The following is a 14,761-nucleotide window of genomic DNA, read 5'->3' on the forward strand; positions in this document are numbered from 1 at the left end:
ACTGCGTACCGGGACGTCACCCGGCACTCGTCCCTCCCAGGATGGCGCGTCGGGCTTGGACGAACCTCCACAGCGAATAAGAGGAAGCTGGCAATCACCTAAGAACTGTGTCGCTCAGACGACGAAAAGCACCGCGACGAGCCAGACGGCTGCGGCGAGTGACGTGCCGACCAGTTCGATGAGGATGGAGACGCCGGTCTGGCGGAGCGCGTGCTTGGTCGAGGTCCAGGCCGCGGCGTGGTCGCGCTGCCGCTGCAGCTCGGACAGGTAGACGCCGATCGGGAAGCCGACGAACATGCCGACCACCGGGATGACGAAGAACCCGACGATGCCGAGCAGGATCCCGACGATCATCGACCGCCGCGGTACGCCGGCCTCACGGAGCCGCCGCTCCGGTACGACGTACTTCACCACCTGACTAGCACCGATCAGGACCACGGCGATCGCGAACACGACCCACCCGATCGCGCTGTGCTCGACGATCGCCCAGACCAGGATCGCCGCCAGGCTGAGAATCGCCCCGGGCAGGATCGGTACGACGATGCCCACGATCCCGACGAAGATCCCGATCCCGACCAGTACGGCCACGCCTGTCTCCATACCCACACTCTCTCGCACCGACCGACCTTTAGGGTGGAGACATGTCGTCCCCTTTGCACGAACTGGTCACCGCGCTCGCTGCTCCGTGGGTGGTCCTGTCGCCCCGCTCCGGTCAGCTGACCGGATCCGGCGCCGAGGGCGTGTACGCCCGGGACCGCCGGATCCTGTCCCACCTGAGCGTGACGGTCGACGGACGCGAGCCGATCCCGGTGCACGTCGACGAGCGGGACGCGGCCACCCACCAGTACGTCGCGATGGTCGAGGGGCTCGGCGACACCCGGCACGACCCGACGGTGATGCTGTACCGGACCCGGACCGTCGACTCCGAAGGTCTCACCGAGCGCATCACCCTGGTGAACCGTTCCCGGTCGGCGATCGAGGGCCGGCTGGATGTTGCCCTCGGCACCGATCTCGCCGGCACGGCGGCGGTCCGCAGCGGCGCCGCCACCGGCCTGCCGCAACTCGCCCCGCTCCCGGACGGCCCCGGCCGCACGCGCTGGGAGAGCGACGACACCCGCGTCGTGGTCACCGCCGACCCCGGCGTTTCGGCCACGCCGCGCGTCGAGCCGGGGGAGGAGTTCACCATCACCGTGCGCGTGACGGCCGACTTCCCGAAGTCGAACACCGGCTTCTCGATCGAGCCGCCGGCCGAGCGCACGCCGTACGACGTCACTGTCCGCTGTGACGACAAACGCGTCGAACGCTGGCTGGACCGTTCGCTCGAGGACGTCCGCGCGCTCCAACTCGCAGCCGACGACGACCGCTACCTCGGCGCCGGTCCGCCTTGGTACCTCACGCTCTTCGGCCGCGACTCGCTCATCTCGTCGGGCATGCTGATCCCGGTCGACCCGACGCTGGCCGCCGGCACGCTGCGGGCGCTGGCCGCGCGGCAAGGCACCAAGGTCGACGCCGGATCCGCCGAACAGCCGGGCAAGATCCCGCACGAGCTCCGCGCCGAGGTCGCCGACCACGGCGGCGGACTGGTCCTCCCAGCCGTGTACTACGGCACCCACGACGCGACCCAGCTGTGGATCATGACGCTGCACAAGGCATGGCGCTGGGGCATGCCCGCCGACGAGGTCCGTGACCTGCTGCCGAACCTGAAGCGCGCCCTCACCTGGATGAAGGAGTACGCCGACCCGGACGACGACGGCTTCCTCGAGTACGTCGACGAGTCGGGCCACGGGCTCGCGAACCAGGGGTGGAAGGACTCCAACGACGCGGTGCAGTGGCCGGACGGGACGTTGGCGACGGTCCCGATCGCGCTGTGCGAGGTACAGGGGTACGCGTACGCCGCTGCCGTCAAGGGCGCCGAACTGCTCGATGCGCACGGCGAGTCCGGCGACGAGTGGCGGACCTGGGCGACCGCGCTGCAGGAACGCTTCCGCGAGGAGTTCTGGGTCGACGGCTACCCGGCGATCGCGCTCGACGGCGCGAAGAACCCGGTCGCCGGCCGTGCGTCGAACATGGGCCACCTGCTCGGCACCGGACTGCTCGACGCGGACGAGGAGCAGACGGTCGCCGACGTACTGGCCGGTGAGGACCTCAACAGTGGCTTCGGGCTGCGAACGTTGTCCACCGCAATGACCCGCTTCAACCCGCTCGGGTACCACACCGGCAGCGTGTGGCCGCACGACACCGCGATGACGGTCCAAGGCCTGTTCGCGAGCGGTCAGGCCGACGTGGCGTCGTCGTACGTCGAGGGTCTGGTGCGTGCGGCGGAGGCGTTCGACTACCGCCTGCCGGAGTTGTACGGCGGACGCGGGACGGGTGTGGAGAGTACGCCGACGCCGTACCCGCTCTCGTGCCGTCCGCAGGCGTGGGCAGCGGCCTCGGCGGTCGCCGTCCTGGTCGCCGCGTTCGGCATCGAGCCCGACGTACCCGGTGGCACGCTGGCGATCAATCCCGCTGACTCGCTGCCCTGGCAGGTGCTCGAACTCGACGGGTTGCGGGTCGGCGGCGAGAAGTTGTCGCTGCGGTTCGAGAACGGTTCAGTGGTGGTTGTGGAGGGTCCTGAGAATGCCGTGATCAGCGCGAACGCGGACAGCCCGAGGTAGATCGCCGCGACGATCAGATTGCGCCGGCGGCTCGTCGTACGGACCGAGCGGAAGCGGCGGCCTACGGCGTCGGCGCCGATCGCGTAGCAGAGGTCGAGGGTGAGGCCGATCAGCAAGGTGCCGACGCCGAGCACCAGGAGTTCGGTGCGGAGCTGAGCGGGATCCGCGCCGCGGGTCGCGAACTGCGGCAGGAACGCGAGGAAGAACAACGCGGCCTTCGGGTTGAGCAGGTTCACCACGACACCGTCGCGGAACACCCGGCCGAGCGGCGCGGCCTGGATATCTGCCGCGTGGTCGCTCACGGGAGCCTTGAGCAACTTGAGACCCAGGTACGCGAGGTAGAGCGCCCCTGCGACGGTGATTGCGGTGAAGAGTGTGGGAGACGCCTGCACGAGGGTGGCGAGACCAAGCGCGGTCACGACGATGTAGACGAGCGTCCCGGTCTCGACGGCCAGCGCCGAGACGACGCCCGCGCGACGCCCCTGGGTGAGGCTGCGAAGCGAGATGTACAGGTTGTTCGGCCCCGGCATCCCGACCAGCACCACCGTCGCGCCGGTGAACCCCAGCAGCTGACCGATCATCATGTCTTCGCACTCCTGCTCTCGAACTGGACTGCCTTCCGGTACTAGCCTGGCGACGCGAGAAGCAGTCCACCCGAGCCAATCCGAGGAGAAGTGGACCGTTCTGGAGACCCGTCGGCGCTGGCCGACCTGATCGGACACCGGCTGAGCATCCGCAGCGGCGGCCTGTACCGGCGGCTGGCCGACGAGATCGCCGCACTGATCGGCTCCGCGGAGCTCCCGGTCGGCGCCCGCCTCCCGGCCGAACGGCGCCTGGCCGACTCGTTGGCGATCAGTCGCTCGACGGTCGTCGCGGCGTACGACGAACTCCGTGCCCGCGGCCTGGTCGAGAGCCGGCGCGGCAGCGGTACGACGGTCGCGCGCACGGCCGGACGAGGTCGTTCACGATCGGACAAGCAGATGCCCGCCGGGTACGGCGAGTCGCTGTTCCACCGGATCACCGTCGGACCGGGCGAGGTCATCTCGCTCACGTACGCCGTGGATCCTGGGCTGCCCGAACTGTCGTCGGAGCTCATCGCGCTGGCCTCCGACGAGCTGCCCGCACTGCTCGGCGACGTCGGGTACCACCCGCGCGGTCTGCCGGTGCTGCGTGAGCGGATCGCGGAACACTTCACCGAGGGCGGGTTGCCGACGTCACCCGACGAGATCGTGGTGACGACCGGCGCACATCAGGCGATCGCGCTGGCGACACAGATGTACCTGCGCAACGGTGCCACGGTCGCCATCGAGCAGCCGAGCTGGCCGGGGTGCTTCGATCTCTTCGGCGCGGCGGGCGGGCGAGTGGTCGGCGTATCGCTGGACGATGCCGGGATCCGGCCGGATCTGCTCGAGGCCGCGTTCGCGGAGCATCAGCCGGCGATGCTGTTCGTGATGCCGACGTTCCACAACCCGACCGGTCGGCTGATGTCGGCGAACCGTCGCCGGCAGGTCGCGGAACTGGCGGCGCGGCACGGGGTCGTCGTGGTCGAGGACAACGCGTACTCGGCGTGGGATCCGGCCGGTCCGCAGATCCCGCCGCCGCTTGCGGCGTACGCGCCGGACGACGCCGAGGTGCTGACGATCGGGTCGGTGTCGAAGGCTGTGTGGGGCGGCCTGCGGATCGGTTGGATCCGGGCGTCGCGTCCGCTCGCCGAGCGGTTGGCGCGGCACAAGGCGCTGGCCGACCTGGGGAGCCCGGTCATCGACCAGGCGCTGACTGCCCGGCTGCTGCCGCGGCTGACCGAGGTGACGTCGGCCCGGGCGCGGCTGGCGACCGTGCGGAAGAAGCTGATGGGGGAGTTGCTGACCGAACGGCTACCGGACTGGGAATGGTCGCCGCCGGTCGGTGGATCGGCCTTGTGGGTCAGGTTGCCGGACACTGATGCGCGCGTGTTCGCGCAGGTGGCCTTGCGACACGGCGTCGAGGTGGTGGCCGGGCAGGCCATGGATCCGTCGGGTGCACACAACGACTACTTACGGGTGCCCTTCGCCTACTCCGAGCAAGTGCTTGATGATGCGGTCGCGCGGCTGGCGCGCGCCTGGCAGGAACTACGGCGGCACGGGCCCGGTCCCGGCGTACCTGTCGTGTAAGCCTTTTCGGTCAAAAGAGGGATGGCGGTTCACCTCTCGGGTGAACCGCCATCGAAGCCTGTGATGACTTTGGCGCCGGCGCTGGCGCGTTTAGAACAGCTTGTGGGTCACCGCTCGTCGTCTACGGTGACCGTGGGGGTGGCTTCGAGCCGACCGGTCTCGTCGTGGATGGTGATCGCGATGTCGCGCAGCTTCTCCGAGTGCTCGCGGCCGTGGTGGGCGCAGAAAAGTAGCTCCCCACCGCTGGTCAGGGTGACTCGGACGTAGGCCTGCGCACCGCAGCGGTCACAACGATCCGCGGCAGACAGCGCCGAACTCGGGGCGAGTGCTGTAGTCATTGAGGCCTCATCTCATCTAGTTCCGTACTCACCAGATTGCAACATCCTGACATGCGGATCGCTTCCCGGTGGGGACAACGTGTCCGTATGTGAGACGAACCACCTGTCCTCGTATGACGCTTGCTGACGCGGAATCGTTTCGTCTTCGGGTGATTTTCTGGTGTGCCACGGAGGCGGGGTGCTTCTTCTCTCACTGTGCGCCATGAAACCGTCACCGTCTGCTCGGATTCGGAGTGTCGTACGCCACTCCGAATCGAGTCCGGATCGATACCTGTCGCGACATGCATCTCCGGTACCCACCGGCCAGTCGTCACAGGCCCCGCCTGCCACGTTTTGGGGGTGCGGCCGCATAAGCTGCGGTGTGTAAGTGTGGCAATCCAGTGAAGGAGCCCTGTGGCCGCCCCGACGCCTCGCAGTACCGAGATCGACCCGGCGTACAACGCCCGCCATCTGCTTGTCCTCGAAGGTCTCGAGGCGGTCCGGAAGCGGCCCGGTATGTACATCGGGTCCACCGACAGCCGCGGCCTGATGCACTGCCTGTGGGAGATCATCGACAACGCCGTCGACGAGGCCCTGGCCGGGCACGGCGACCGGATCGACGTCGTGCTCTACAAGGACGGCTCCGTCGAGGTCGTCGACCGGGCGCGCGGGATCCCGGTCGACATCGAGCCGAAGACGAAGCTCAGCGGTGTCGAGGTCGTGTTCACCAAACTGCACGCCGGCGGCAAGTTCGGCGGCGGGTCGTACAACGCGTCCGGCGGTCTGCACGGCGTGGGCGCGTCGGTGGTGAACGCGCTGTCCGCGCGGCTCGACGTCGAGGTCGACCGTGGCGGGGTGATCTGGACGACGTCGTTCCGGCGCGGTGTCGCGGGTGAGTTCGACGGCGAGGGCGCGTCGGCCGGCTTCACCCCGGCGAAGGGGTTGCGCAAGGCCGGCCGGGCCAAGAAGGGCGTCACCGGCACCCGGATCAGGTACTGGGCGGACCGGCAGATCTTCACCAAGGATGCGACCTTCAACTACGACGAGCTGGTCACCCGGGCGCGGCAGACGTCGTTCCTGGTGCCGGGGCTCGAGCTGGTGATCCGCGACGAGCGCGGCGACGAGCTCACCGAGGAGACCTTCAAGCACGACGGCGGGATCAGCGAGTTCTGCGAGTTCCTGGCGACGGACCAGAAGGTGACCGAGGTCATCCGGCTGGCCGGGACGGGGCACTTCACCGAGACCGTGCCGATGCTCGACGACGCCGGCCACATGACCCCGTCCGACGTCGAGCGGGACCTGGACGTCGACATCGCGGTGCGCTGGGGCGACGGGTACGAGACCGAGGTGCGGTCGTTCGTCAACATCGTCGCGACCCCGAAGGGCGGCACCCATGTCGCCGGGTTCGAGCGGGCGCTGTCGAAGAGTTTCACGAACGCACTTGACGGCACCCGGCTGCTGAAGAGCGGCGAGGAGATCATCAAGGACGACGTACTCGAGGGTCTGACCGCGGTCGTGACGGTGCGGCTGGCCGAGCCGCAGTTCGACGGGCAGACGAAGGAAGTGCTGGGTACGCCGGCGGCGTCGCGGATCGTGGCGAAGGTCGTGCAGACCGAGCTCGAATCGTTCCTGACGTCGACGAAACGGGAGCACAAGGCGCAGGCGCGCGCCGTCCTGGAGAAGGTCGTCGCGGCCTCCCGGACCCGCGTCGCCGCGCGTCAGCACCGGGAGCTGCAGCGGCGGAAGACCGCGCTGGAGTCGTCGGCGCTGCCGGCGAAGCTCGCGGACTGCCGCAGCAACGACGTCGACCGGTCCGAGCTGTTCATCGTCGAGGGTGATTCGGCGCTCGGTACGGCGAAGCTGGCGCGGAGCTCGGAGTTCCAGGCGCTGCTGCCGATCCGCGGCAAGATCCTGAACGTGCAGAAGGCGTCGGTCAGCGACGTCCTGAAGAACGTCGAGTGCGCGTCGATCATCCAGGTGGTCGGCGCCGGCTCGGGCCGCACGTTCGACCTCGAGCAGGCGCGCTACGGCAAGATCATCTTCATGGCGGACGCCGACTCCGACGGCGCCCACATCCGGACGCTGCTCGCGACGCTGTTCTTCCGGTACATGCGGCCGCTGGTCGAGGCGGGGCGCGTCTACACCGCCGTACCGCCGCTGCACCGGTTCGAGCTGACGAACCCGAAGAAGGGGCAGGACAAGTACCTGTACACGTACAGCGACGCGGAGTACCAGCGGAAGACGGCCGAACTGATGAAGAAGGGCGTCCGCTGGAAGGAGCCGCCGCAGCGCTACAAGGGTCTGGGTGAGATGGACGCCGACCAGCTGGCCGAAACCACCATGGACCCCCGGCACCGCACCCTCCGGCGCATCACGGTGGACGACGCCGAAGCCGCCGCCAAGGTCTTCGACCTCCTCATGGGCAACGACGTGGCTCCCCGCAAGGAGTTCCTCGTCCAAGGCGCCTACGAACTGGACGAAAACCGCATCGACGTCTGAGTCGAGGCGGACACCCAGCCCATCACAATTGCCAATTGCCCGGCGTGTGCACGCTTGTCCGCGCGGAGTGCGGTCAATTGTGATGGCCTGGACGTCCGGGGAGTGTGAGGGTGGGGGTGTGGAGCGGACGCCTCGGTTGGTTTGTTTTGATTTGGACAACACGCTGATCGATCGGGACGGGGCGTTCCTGAAGTGGGCCCGTTGGTGGGCGGATTGGATCGGGCTGGGGGAGTCCGCCGTCGAGTGGTTGGTTGCTCATGACAACGGTGGGTTCCGGCCGCGGGCGGAGCTGTTCGAGCTGGTGCGGGAGCGGTTCGGGCTCGCGGCTCCGGTGGACGAGTTGGTGGCGTCGTACGACGAGGAACATCCGTTGTTCGCCTGGGTCGAGCAGCCTGTGCTCGACGGATTGGCCGACTTGCGTGCAGCCGGGTGGCGCATAGCGGTGGTGACGAACGGCGGCACCGTCCAGCAGAACCTGAAACTCGAGTACACCCAGCTCGCCGACGCCATCGACTACGCCTGCGTCTCCGAAACAGTCGGCGTCCGCAAACCCGACCGACGAATCTTCGAACTCGCCGCGACCCGAACCGGCACCACCCTCGACGGCGGCTGGATGGTGGGCGACCACCCCTCCCACGACATCGCCGGCGGCATCGCGGCAGGCCTCCACACAATCCAAATCGGAAACCGGCCCGCAACCGACGCCCCGGCCCCCGACCATCAGTTCGACTCGGTGCTGCAGGCGTTCCCGATCATCCTGGCGGAATGACGTTGCCTCCAGCAACCGTCCGGCCGGTACTTCATGAACACAATTCTGATCACTTCAGGTACGGCGGTGATCACTTCAGTGGTCGCCTCTTGCGTGGGATGCTCGAGGACACCGGCCAGGCGGAGAGGCTCGAGCTGAATGTCGAAGAGTCGACAAATAGCGTAGGGACGGTCGCCACTCTCAAGTTGTGACCAGAATAGTGATCACATGGCGACTATTCTGATCATGAGAGGGCGGCGCGCAGGATCGCATGGGCGCCGGCGACGATCGCGTCCCGGTTGGCCTCGTAGGTCGGGTCGGTGATCGCGGTCTTGTTCGCGAGGTCGAACGACAGCACCGGGACGTGCAGATGGCCGGCCGGCATCGACGGGTCGAGCAGGTCGCGCTGCAGAGTGTTGCGGTAGGCAACTTCATTGGAGAGGTACCCGCCGCCGGTGCCTTCGGATGCGATCGAACCGGCCGTGGGACCGTCCGGCCGGCGCACCGGTGTGGTCTCGCCGGCGGGGATCTCCAGCACGGAGGTGTTGACGCGGGTCCGGAACGGCGGGACCTCGGTCTTGGCCATCCGCGCGAGCGGCAGGCTCGAGGTGAGCCACTCGGGGCCTGCCGGCATGCTGGGGGAGACGACCGGGGCGCTGATCGTGCCGCCGCCCCAGAGGTTGTTGTTGTCGCCGATCGAGCTGACCGAACGCCGGCGTCCGTTGAAGACCTCGAGATCGAAGATGCCCACCCGGCCCTGGCTCGCGGTCATCACCAGGTCGGCGTGCTGCGGGCCGGGGCGGTAGTGCGGTGCGAGCGCGTTCTCAACCATGTTCTCGTCGAAGTCGGTGTACCGGACCGGGAACATCACCGTCTGGATCTCGTACGTCGTGCCGTTCACCTGCCAGCGCCGGCCGTCGAGGGTCAGCGCGTTGGCGCCGGACGGGTTGCCGATCCGGATGTCCGCATCGAGCGTGAACGGGTCGAATCCGGTGACGAGGATCTTGCGGACGCCCGGGGTGAAACGGGTGCTGGTGATGCCGCGGGAGGCATACTCGAACGAGCGGATCAGGTTGGCCCGTTCCGTCGTACCGAGACCGAAGGCTGGTTGCCATTGGCGCAGGGCGAGGGCCATTGAGATGCGCGCCCAGTACAGGCTGCGGTCGTCCGTCGCGGGTAGCGCGTCGGTGCCTTGCGGGGCACGCTGCGCGCGTCGGGTCGCCGTACGCCAGAGGGCCTCGCCTTGCGTGCGTACGAGGGCTGCTGCGGCCTGGCGGCTGGGGACGCGGCACAAGAGTTGTGTGAACAGGTCGACCTGGCGGTCGAAGCCTGAGCGGCGCAGGATCTCCGCGGGCACTGATGGACCGCCGTTGATGCCTCGGCTGAGTCGTTGCTCCTCGACCGTGCCGACGATCGACTGGTCCAGGCAGCCGGTGACCGGTCCGCCGCGGAAGGCGGGCGCGGTGGCCGGGAGTGCCTGGGCGATCGGCGCTCCGGAGAGTACGGCGGTCAGCGCCAGGGCGCCGGCGACCAGGGAGCGGTGGAATGAGCTGGGGCGGAGTCTCATAAAGGGTGTCTATCAGATTTCCGGGCGGGATCCGAGAGATCCTCGGTGTTCATGGGTACTGCAGACTGTATGCAATCTGCTACGGTCGACGAGACGGCACCGCCCCGGCCGTGTGCGCGTGAGGAGACCCGCCGATGAAGACTCCGTCCCGCCGCCACATCCTCACCGCTTGCGGCGCAGCCTTGGGCACCGGTGCCCTCGCTGCCTGCATTACGGAAGCCGATCCTAGTACGTCGCCGGGCGCAGCGGTGGGAGGTGATGGGCCGCACACGTCGGCGGGTGTGGTCGGAAGCCAGCCGCTCACGTCGGCTGTGGTTGCTGATGGCAAGCAGGCGCTGGAGCGGTTGCTGGCGGGCAACGCGCGGTTCGTCGCCGCCGAGGAGCAGGATCTCGACGAGGGGATCGCTCGGCGGATCGCGGTGAGCAAGGGACAGCACCCGTTCGCCACGATCCTCGGCTGCGTCGACTCCCGCGTACCGATCGAGCTCGTCTTCGACCAGGGCCTCGGCGATCTGGTCGTCGTACGCAGCGCCGGCGGGGCGCTCGACCGGTCCGTGATCGGCAGCCTGGAGTTCGGAGTCGCGGAACTCCACACCCCACTCCTGCTCGTCCTAGGCCACCAACGCTGCGGCGCGCTGGACGCCACGATCAAGGCCGTCGACGAACCCACCAGGCACCCCGGAAAGCTGGGCTATCTCGTCGACACCCTTGCTCCTGCCGTCCGCCAGACTTCCGGCAAGCCCGGCGACCGCCTCACCAACGCCGTCCACGCGAACGTCACCCACGTCCTCGCCGAACTCCGCCGGTCACCCGTCATCGCCCCACTGGAGAAGTCCGGCGACCTCCAACTGGCCGGCGCCTACTACGAACTGGACACCGGCAAAGTCACCCTCGAACCCTGATGAACACGCCCTACCCCGGGCAAGAACAGGGGCTACCCCGGCTCGTCTGACGGTGCCCCGCCGTGTCGGTCAGTCGATTTGGGTGAGGCGGCCGTTGTCCACGTCGTACATGAAGCCGCCGACGAGGATGTCCTGGCCGATCAGGGGGTGTTCGCGGACGGCGGCGACGTCGCGGCGGAGGGCCTCGAGCTGGTCGGGGATGACCGAGATCGGCAAGTAGCCGGCCGGTTTGCCGGCGGCCCGCTCGACCTTCGCGCGGAGGTCGTCCTCGGACATCGCGGCCATCGCGCAGCGGGTGTGGGGGATGATCATGATCCGCCGGACGCCGAGCAGCTGGACGCCGAGGACCAGGCCGGTCATCGTGACCTCGGTGACCCGCCCGCCGGCGGACCGCAGGACCTTCGCGTCACCGGGCTTGAGACCGAGCATCTCCAGCGGCGGGATCCGCGAGTCCATGCAGGTGACGAGGCCGATCCCGGCATGGGCGATGCCGTCGAATCCGCCGTAGTGGAAGTCGGCGGCGTACTCCGCGTTGGCGGCGAGCAGGTCGTCGAACCCCCCGCTCATCGCACTGGCCCTGACACTGGGCCTGACACTGGGGTACCGGCGTGCAGAATCGACATGGCGAACGGTTCCTTTCCGCAAGAGTCCGGACGGGGTGGATCGGCTGGTGCACTGGTGACCGGCACGGTCCACGCCCGCCCGTCGACATGCTGGACAGTGACGGTGTCGGCGCCTTCGCCGACGACCGCCAACGAATCCAATGACAGATCTCCGATCAATGAACGTACGGCGACCTCAGCGGCCTGACCGCGTTTGGTCCAGGTGGACCGGCCGCGCAGCCCGGTCAGCACTGTTTCGCCGCGGTCGGCCGCGGCCAGCACCTCGACAGCTGTGTCGACGGTGAGATGCCCGTGCATGGTCCCGGCCGGCAGGTACGTCGCGGTCGGCGCGAACCGGTGCCCGCCGAGGTGATTGGCCTCCCAGACCCGACCCGGCACGCGCTCAGCCAGCCCCGACACCAACGGCCGTCCGAGTAGCGCACAACACTCGTCGCGCTTCCCATTGGTACAGACCAGCACGATCGGTTCGTCGAGCGGTGTCAGGACGGGCAGTGAGGCGACAGCGGCTGCGCGATCACCACGGGCGACCGCGCCGAGGTCGAGGTCGGTGAGCTCGGACGGATCCGCGACCTGGCCGCCGAGCAGCCACGAATTCCCCGGCCTCGTGGAGGCGACAAACACCTGGTGCGCCCGCTCGACCGAGTCCGCGTGCCGGCCAGGGGAGCGGATCAGGCCGAACCGTACGTCGACCTTCTTGCACTCGTCGTCGAAGGCGCCACCGAATCCCGGGTCGAGGTGACTTTGTGTAGGTGCCTTCGCACCCCACGGACCGGGCTGCTCGACAACGACCCATCCGGTCGCGACCACCGCCGTACCGGGCAACGGCTCCTGCAGTACCCGACAGAACGTCGAGCACAGGCCGGCGGCAGGAGCAGGGGTACCAGGTGTCACGGCTTCACGTTACGCGACCTGAGACGCCTGTCCCTCATGATGATCATCATGTGTGCAGTACGCCACGCCGCCCGAGGAGCAGGACACCCAGAGCGGCGGCCAGGAACGCGCACACGGCGGCCCCGGCGAAGATCGCGTGAACTTGTGAAACGGCCGCGTCGCGGAGCGCGTCGACGAACGGGCGGCAGTCGCCGGGGGAGTTCGGGCAGAGCTCGTTGGGCGATTTGATGCCGTCGGCAATCGCGTAGTACCGGCGGAGGCCGATCGCGGTCAGCGCCGAGACGCCGACGAGCATGCCGACCATCCGCGCGACCACGACGAGCGCGCTCATGAGGCCGTGGCTGTCGGCGGGCGTTGCACCGAGCATCGCGGTGTTGAGCGGTGACAGCGCCAGGCCGAATCCGAAGCCGCAGACGAGCAGTACGACGGTCGCCGGCCAGTGATCCAGCGCCGTACGGCTCCAGAACGTCATCACGACGAACATCGCCCCGGACAAGCCGAGCCCGGCACCGGTGATCAATCCGAGCCCATAGCGCCGGGTCAGCCACCCGCCGACGACCGCACCGACCGGAAGAGCGATCAGGAACCGCAGCAGGACCAGTGCGGCGGCCAGCTGTCCACCGCCCTGTGTCGTGCGGGCAAACACCGGTACGTCGACCAGCGCCGCGATCAGCGCGCATCCGATCAGAAAGCTGACCACCAACGAGCCCCACGCCGGGCGGCCACCCAGCAGGCCACGAGGCACGATCGCGGCCGCCGTACGACGCTGCCACAGCGCGAAGGCGACGGCGAACACGGCGGCGGTGACGAGCAGCCACGGTCCAGCGGGCGACATCAGTTCGCGCTCGGGGTCCGCCGTCGCGAAAGCGAGCACGACACCAGCCAGTGCCAGCGCGAGCAGCAGCGCACCGACGAGGTCGACTCGCGAGAGCACTGCGGTGAGATGTCCACGAGTCCGCCAGAGCACGAGACCGAGCCAGACAAGCGCCAGTACCAGCGTGACGACCCCGATCGGCGTGAGCAGCCGGGACGTGCCGGTGAAGGGCACAAAGGGCAAACCGAGCGTCACCCCGGACGCAAGCCGATCCGGTGCTGTGAGTGTCAGCCCGAGCGCAAGACAAGCGAGCACCCCGACGGCGCCCGAGAGCCGTGGTCGCCAGCGGCCGCGAAGCAGGAGCGCGAGGACGACGGCGACGACAAGGTTGAGCCAGAAGATGTACCGCCAGTCAGCTACCGCGAGTACGACGGCACCCAACAACGGACCCAGCACGGAGCCCAGCTCCTGCACTGCCCCGACCACGCCCAACGGCAACCCGCGCCGCTCCGCCGGCCACAGGTCCGCGACCAACGCCAGCGTCGCCGGCACCAGTCCGCCGCCGCCGACCCCTTGAAGAAACCGACCGGTTACCACCAGGGGCAGGTCGTAGGCACCGGCCGTGATCAGCGACCCGACCGCGAACAGCAACAGCGCCCCGACGAGCACCGGCGTACGACCGGCAACGTCTGCGATCCGCCCGATCAGCGGCAGTACGGCGATGTATCCGAGGAGGAACCCGGAGATGATGGGCGCCGCCCGCTGCAACTCGTCCGCGGACAGCCCGACCCCGGCCATCATGTCCGGCAACGCCAGCACGACGACGTACGTATCGGCCGCCGCAAACGCAACGGCGATCGAAGCCAGCGTGAGGCGGGTCCTCGGGGTCACGGCTTCGTGATTTCGATCTTCTCGCCGTATTTGTCCAGAGTGACGTCGTAGCTGCTGGTGGCACCGGAGTAGAACGGGCCGGTGATGGTCGCCGAGATCAGCTGTTTGCTGCTCTTGTCGATCTTGAAGGTGCTCGGGAAGCTCTGGTCGGCCGGGGCCTTCGGGAAGATGCCCTGGAGGGACTTGCCGTCGACGGAGCCGGTGACCTCGGTGAGGACCTTCGCGCCCTCGCGGGTCTCGCCCTTCACCTTGGCGTCCTTGAGCGTCGGCAGGACCGCGGTCAGGCCCTTCGCCGGATCGAGCAGGATCGCCGGGTCGGGTGCGCCGAGGCCGGCCAGCTGGGCCGGCGTGAGCTCGATGTAGCTGGGGGAGAACGACACCTTGGCGTAGACCTTGCTCCCGACCGCCACCACGTCGGCGTCGATCGGGGAACCGGACGACCGCACGGTCAGCTTGCCCTTGAACGCGGGCGCGTGCGTCGCGACGCCGTCCCCGCTGGCGAGCGTCTGCGCGTTGTCCGGCAGGTCGCGCCCGGTCAGCACGATGTGCACGCTGGCGGCCTCGTCAATGGTCTTCTTGACGTCGGTCAGCAGCCCGACCGCGTCTGCGGTGGGCTGGTTCCCGCCTGTGTCCTTCTTGTCGCTACAGCCCGCCACCGCAAGTACCACGACCGCGCACAGCGCGAGCACTCTCTTCACAGAG

The 14,761-nt window shown here is 68.5% G+C and carries 12 protein-coding genes and 1 pseudogene; 5 read left to right on the forward strand and 8 right to left on the reverse strand.

The window, feature by feature from the left end; all coding sequences use genetic code 11:
• Window positions 1–114 precede the first annotated feature (114 nt).
• Window positions 115–600, reverse strand: coding sequence for a DUF456 domain-containing protein (locus EV651_RS33695; protein WP_133789306.1), 486 nt, complete (start codon window positions 598–600; stop codon window positions 115–117).
• 41 nt (window positions 601–641) lie between these two features.
• On the opposite strand from EV651_RS33695, the gene EV651_RS33700 reads away from it, so the two are divergent.
• Window positions 642–2,657, forward strand: a complete 2,016-nt coding sequence (locus EV651_RS33700) for a glycogen debranching N-terminal domain-containing protein (protein WP_133789307.1) — start codon at window positions 642–644, stop codon at window positions 2,655–2,657.
• Between the two features lie 29 nt (window positions 2,658–2,686).
• Here the strand turns inward: EV651_RS33700 and EV651_RS33705 are convergent.
• A pseudogene (locus EV651_RS33705) lies at window positions 2,687–3,241 on the reverse strand (LysE family translocator); the annotation flags it as partial.
• A gap of 90 nt (window positions 3,242–3,331) precedes the next feature.
• On the opposite strand from EV651_RS33705, the gene EV651_RS33710 reads away from it, so the two are divergent.
• A complete protein-coding gene (locus EV651_RS33710) occupies window positions 3,332–4,807 on the forward strand; it encodes a PLP-dependent aminotransferase family protein (RefSeq protein ID WP_202870629.1) in 1,476 nt (491 codons plus the stop codon).
• Between the two features lie 107 nt (window positions 4,808–4,914).
• Here EV651_RS33710 and EV651_RS33715 read toward each other — a convergent pair whose 3' ends face one another.
• The gene (locus tag EV651_RS33715) at window positions 4,915–5,145 is read right to left on the reverse strand and encodes a hypothetical protein (RefSeq protein WP_133789309.1); all 231 of its coding nucleotides are present in this window, start codon (window positions 5,143–5,145) and stop codon (window positions 4,915–4,917) included.
• A 393-nt stretch (window positions 5,146–5,538) separates the two neighbouring features.
• Between EV651_RS33715 and EV651_RS33720 the strand changes: the two genes are divergently transcribed.
• The gene (locus EV651_RS33720; protein WP_133789310.1) at window positions 5,539–7,623 is read left to right on the forward strand and encodes a type IIA DNA topoisomerase subunit B; all 2,085 of its coding nucleotides are present in this window, start codon (window positions 5,539–5,541) and stop codon (window positions 7,621–7,623) included.
• Between the two features lie 118 nt (window positions 7,624–7,741).
• Entirely contained in the window at window positions 7,742–8,392 is a 651-nt protein-coding gene (locus EV651_RS33725; RefSeq protein ID WP_238157364.1) for an HAD family hydrolase, read from the forward strand.
• 223 nt (window positions 8,393–8,615) lie between these two features.
• On the opposite strand, the gene EV651_RS33730 is transcribed toward EV651_RS33725, so the two are convergent.
• Entirely contained in the window at window positions 8,616–9,938 is a 1,323-nt protein-coding gene (locus EV651_RS33730) for a hypothetical protein (RefSeq protein ID WP_133789312.1), read from the reverse strand.
• A 134-nt stretch (window positions 9,939–10,072) separates the two neighbouring features.
• Between EV651_RS33730 and EV651_RS33735 the strand changes: the two genes are divergently transcribed.
• Entirely contained in the window at window positions 10,073–10,840 is a 768-nt protein-coding gene (locus tag EV651_RS33735) for a carbonic anhydrase (protein ID WP_133789313.1), read from the forward strand.
• Between the two features lie 69 nt (window positions 10,841–10,909).
• Here EV651_RS33735 and EV651_RS33740 read toward each other — a convergent pair whose 3' ends face one another.
• The 4 genes from EV651_RS33740 to EV651_RS33755 are packed head-to-tail and all read right to left on the reverse strand — an operon-like array spanning window position 10,910 to window position 14,757.
• Window positions 10,910–11,407: a carbonic anhydrase gene (locus EV651_RS33740; RefSeq protein WP_133789314.1), complete on the reverse strand. Its 498-nt coding sequence runs from the start codon at window positions 11,405–11,407 to the stop codon at window positions 10,910–10,912.
• Window positions 11,404–12,354, reverse strand: a complete 951-nt coding sequence (locus EV651_RS33745; protein WP_133789315.1) for a sucrase ferredoxin — start codon at window positions 12,352–12,354, stop codon at window positions 11,404–11,406. The genes EV651_RS33740 and EV651_RS33745 overlap by 4 nt, the downstream gene beginning before the upstream one ends.
• 46 nt (window positions 12,355–12,400) lie before the next feature.
• Window positions 12,401–14,059, reverse strand: coding sequence for an MFS transporter (locus EV651_RS33750; RefSeq protein ID WP_133789316.1), 1,659 nt, complete (start codon window positions 14,057–14,059; stop codon window positions 12,401–12,403).
• A complete protein-coding gene (locus EV651_RS33755) occupies window positions 14,056–14,757 on the reverse strand; it encodes an LppX_LprAFG lipoprotein (RefSeq protein ID WP_133789317.1) in 702 nt (233 codons plus the stop codon). The genes EV651_RS33750 and EV651_RS33755 overlap by 4 nt, the downstream gene beginning before the upstream one ends.
• Window positions 14,758–14,761 lie beyond the last annotated feature (4 nt).

The sequence above is a fragment of the Kribbella sp. VKM Ac-2571 genome (genome assembly GCF_004362255.1).
Lineage (GTDB): Bacteria > Actinomycetota > Actinomycetes > Propionibacteriales > Kribbellaceae > Kribbella > Kribbella pratensis.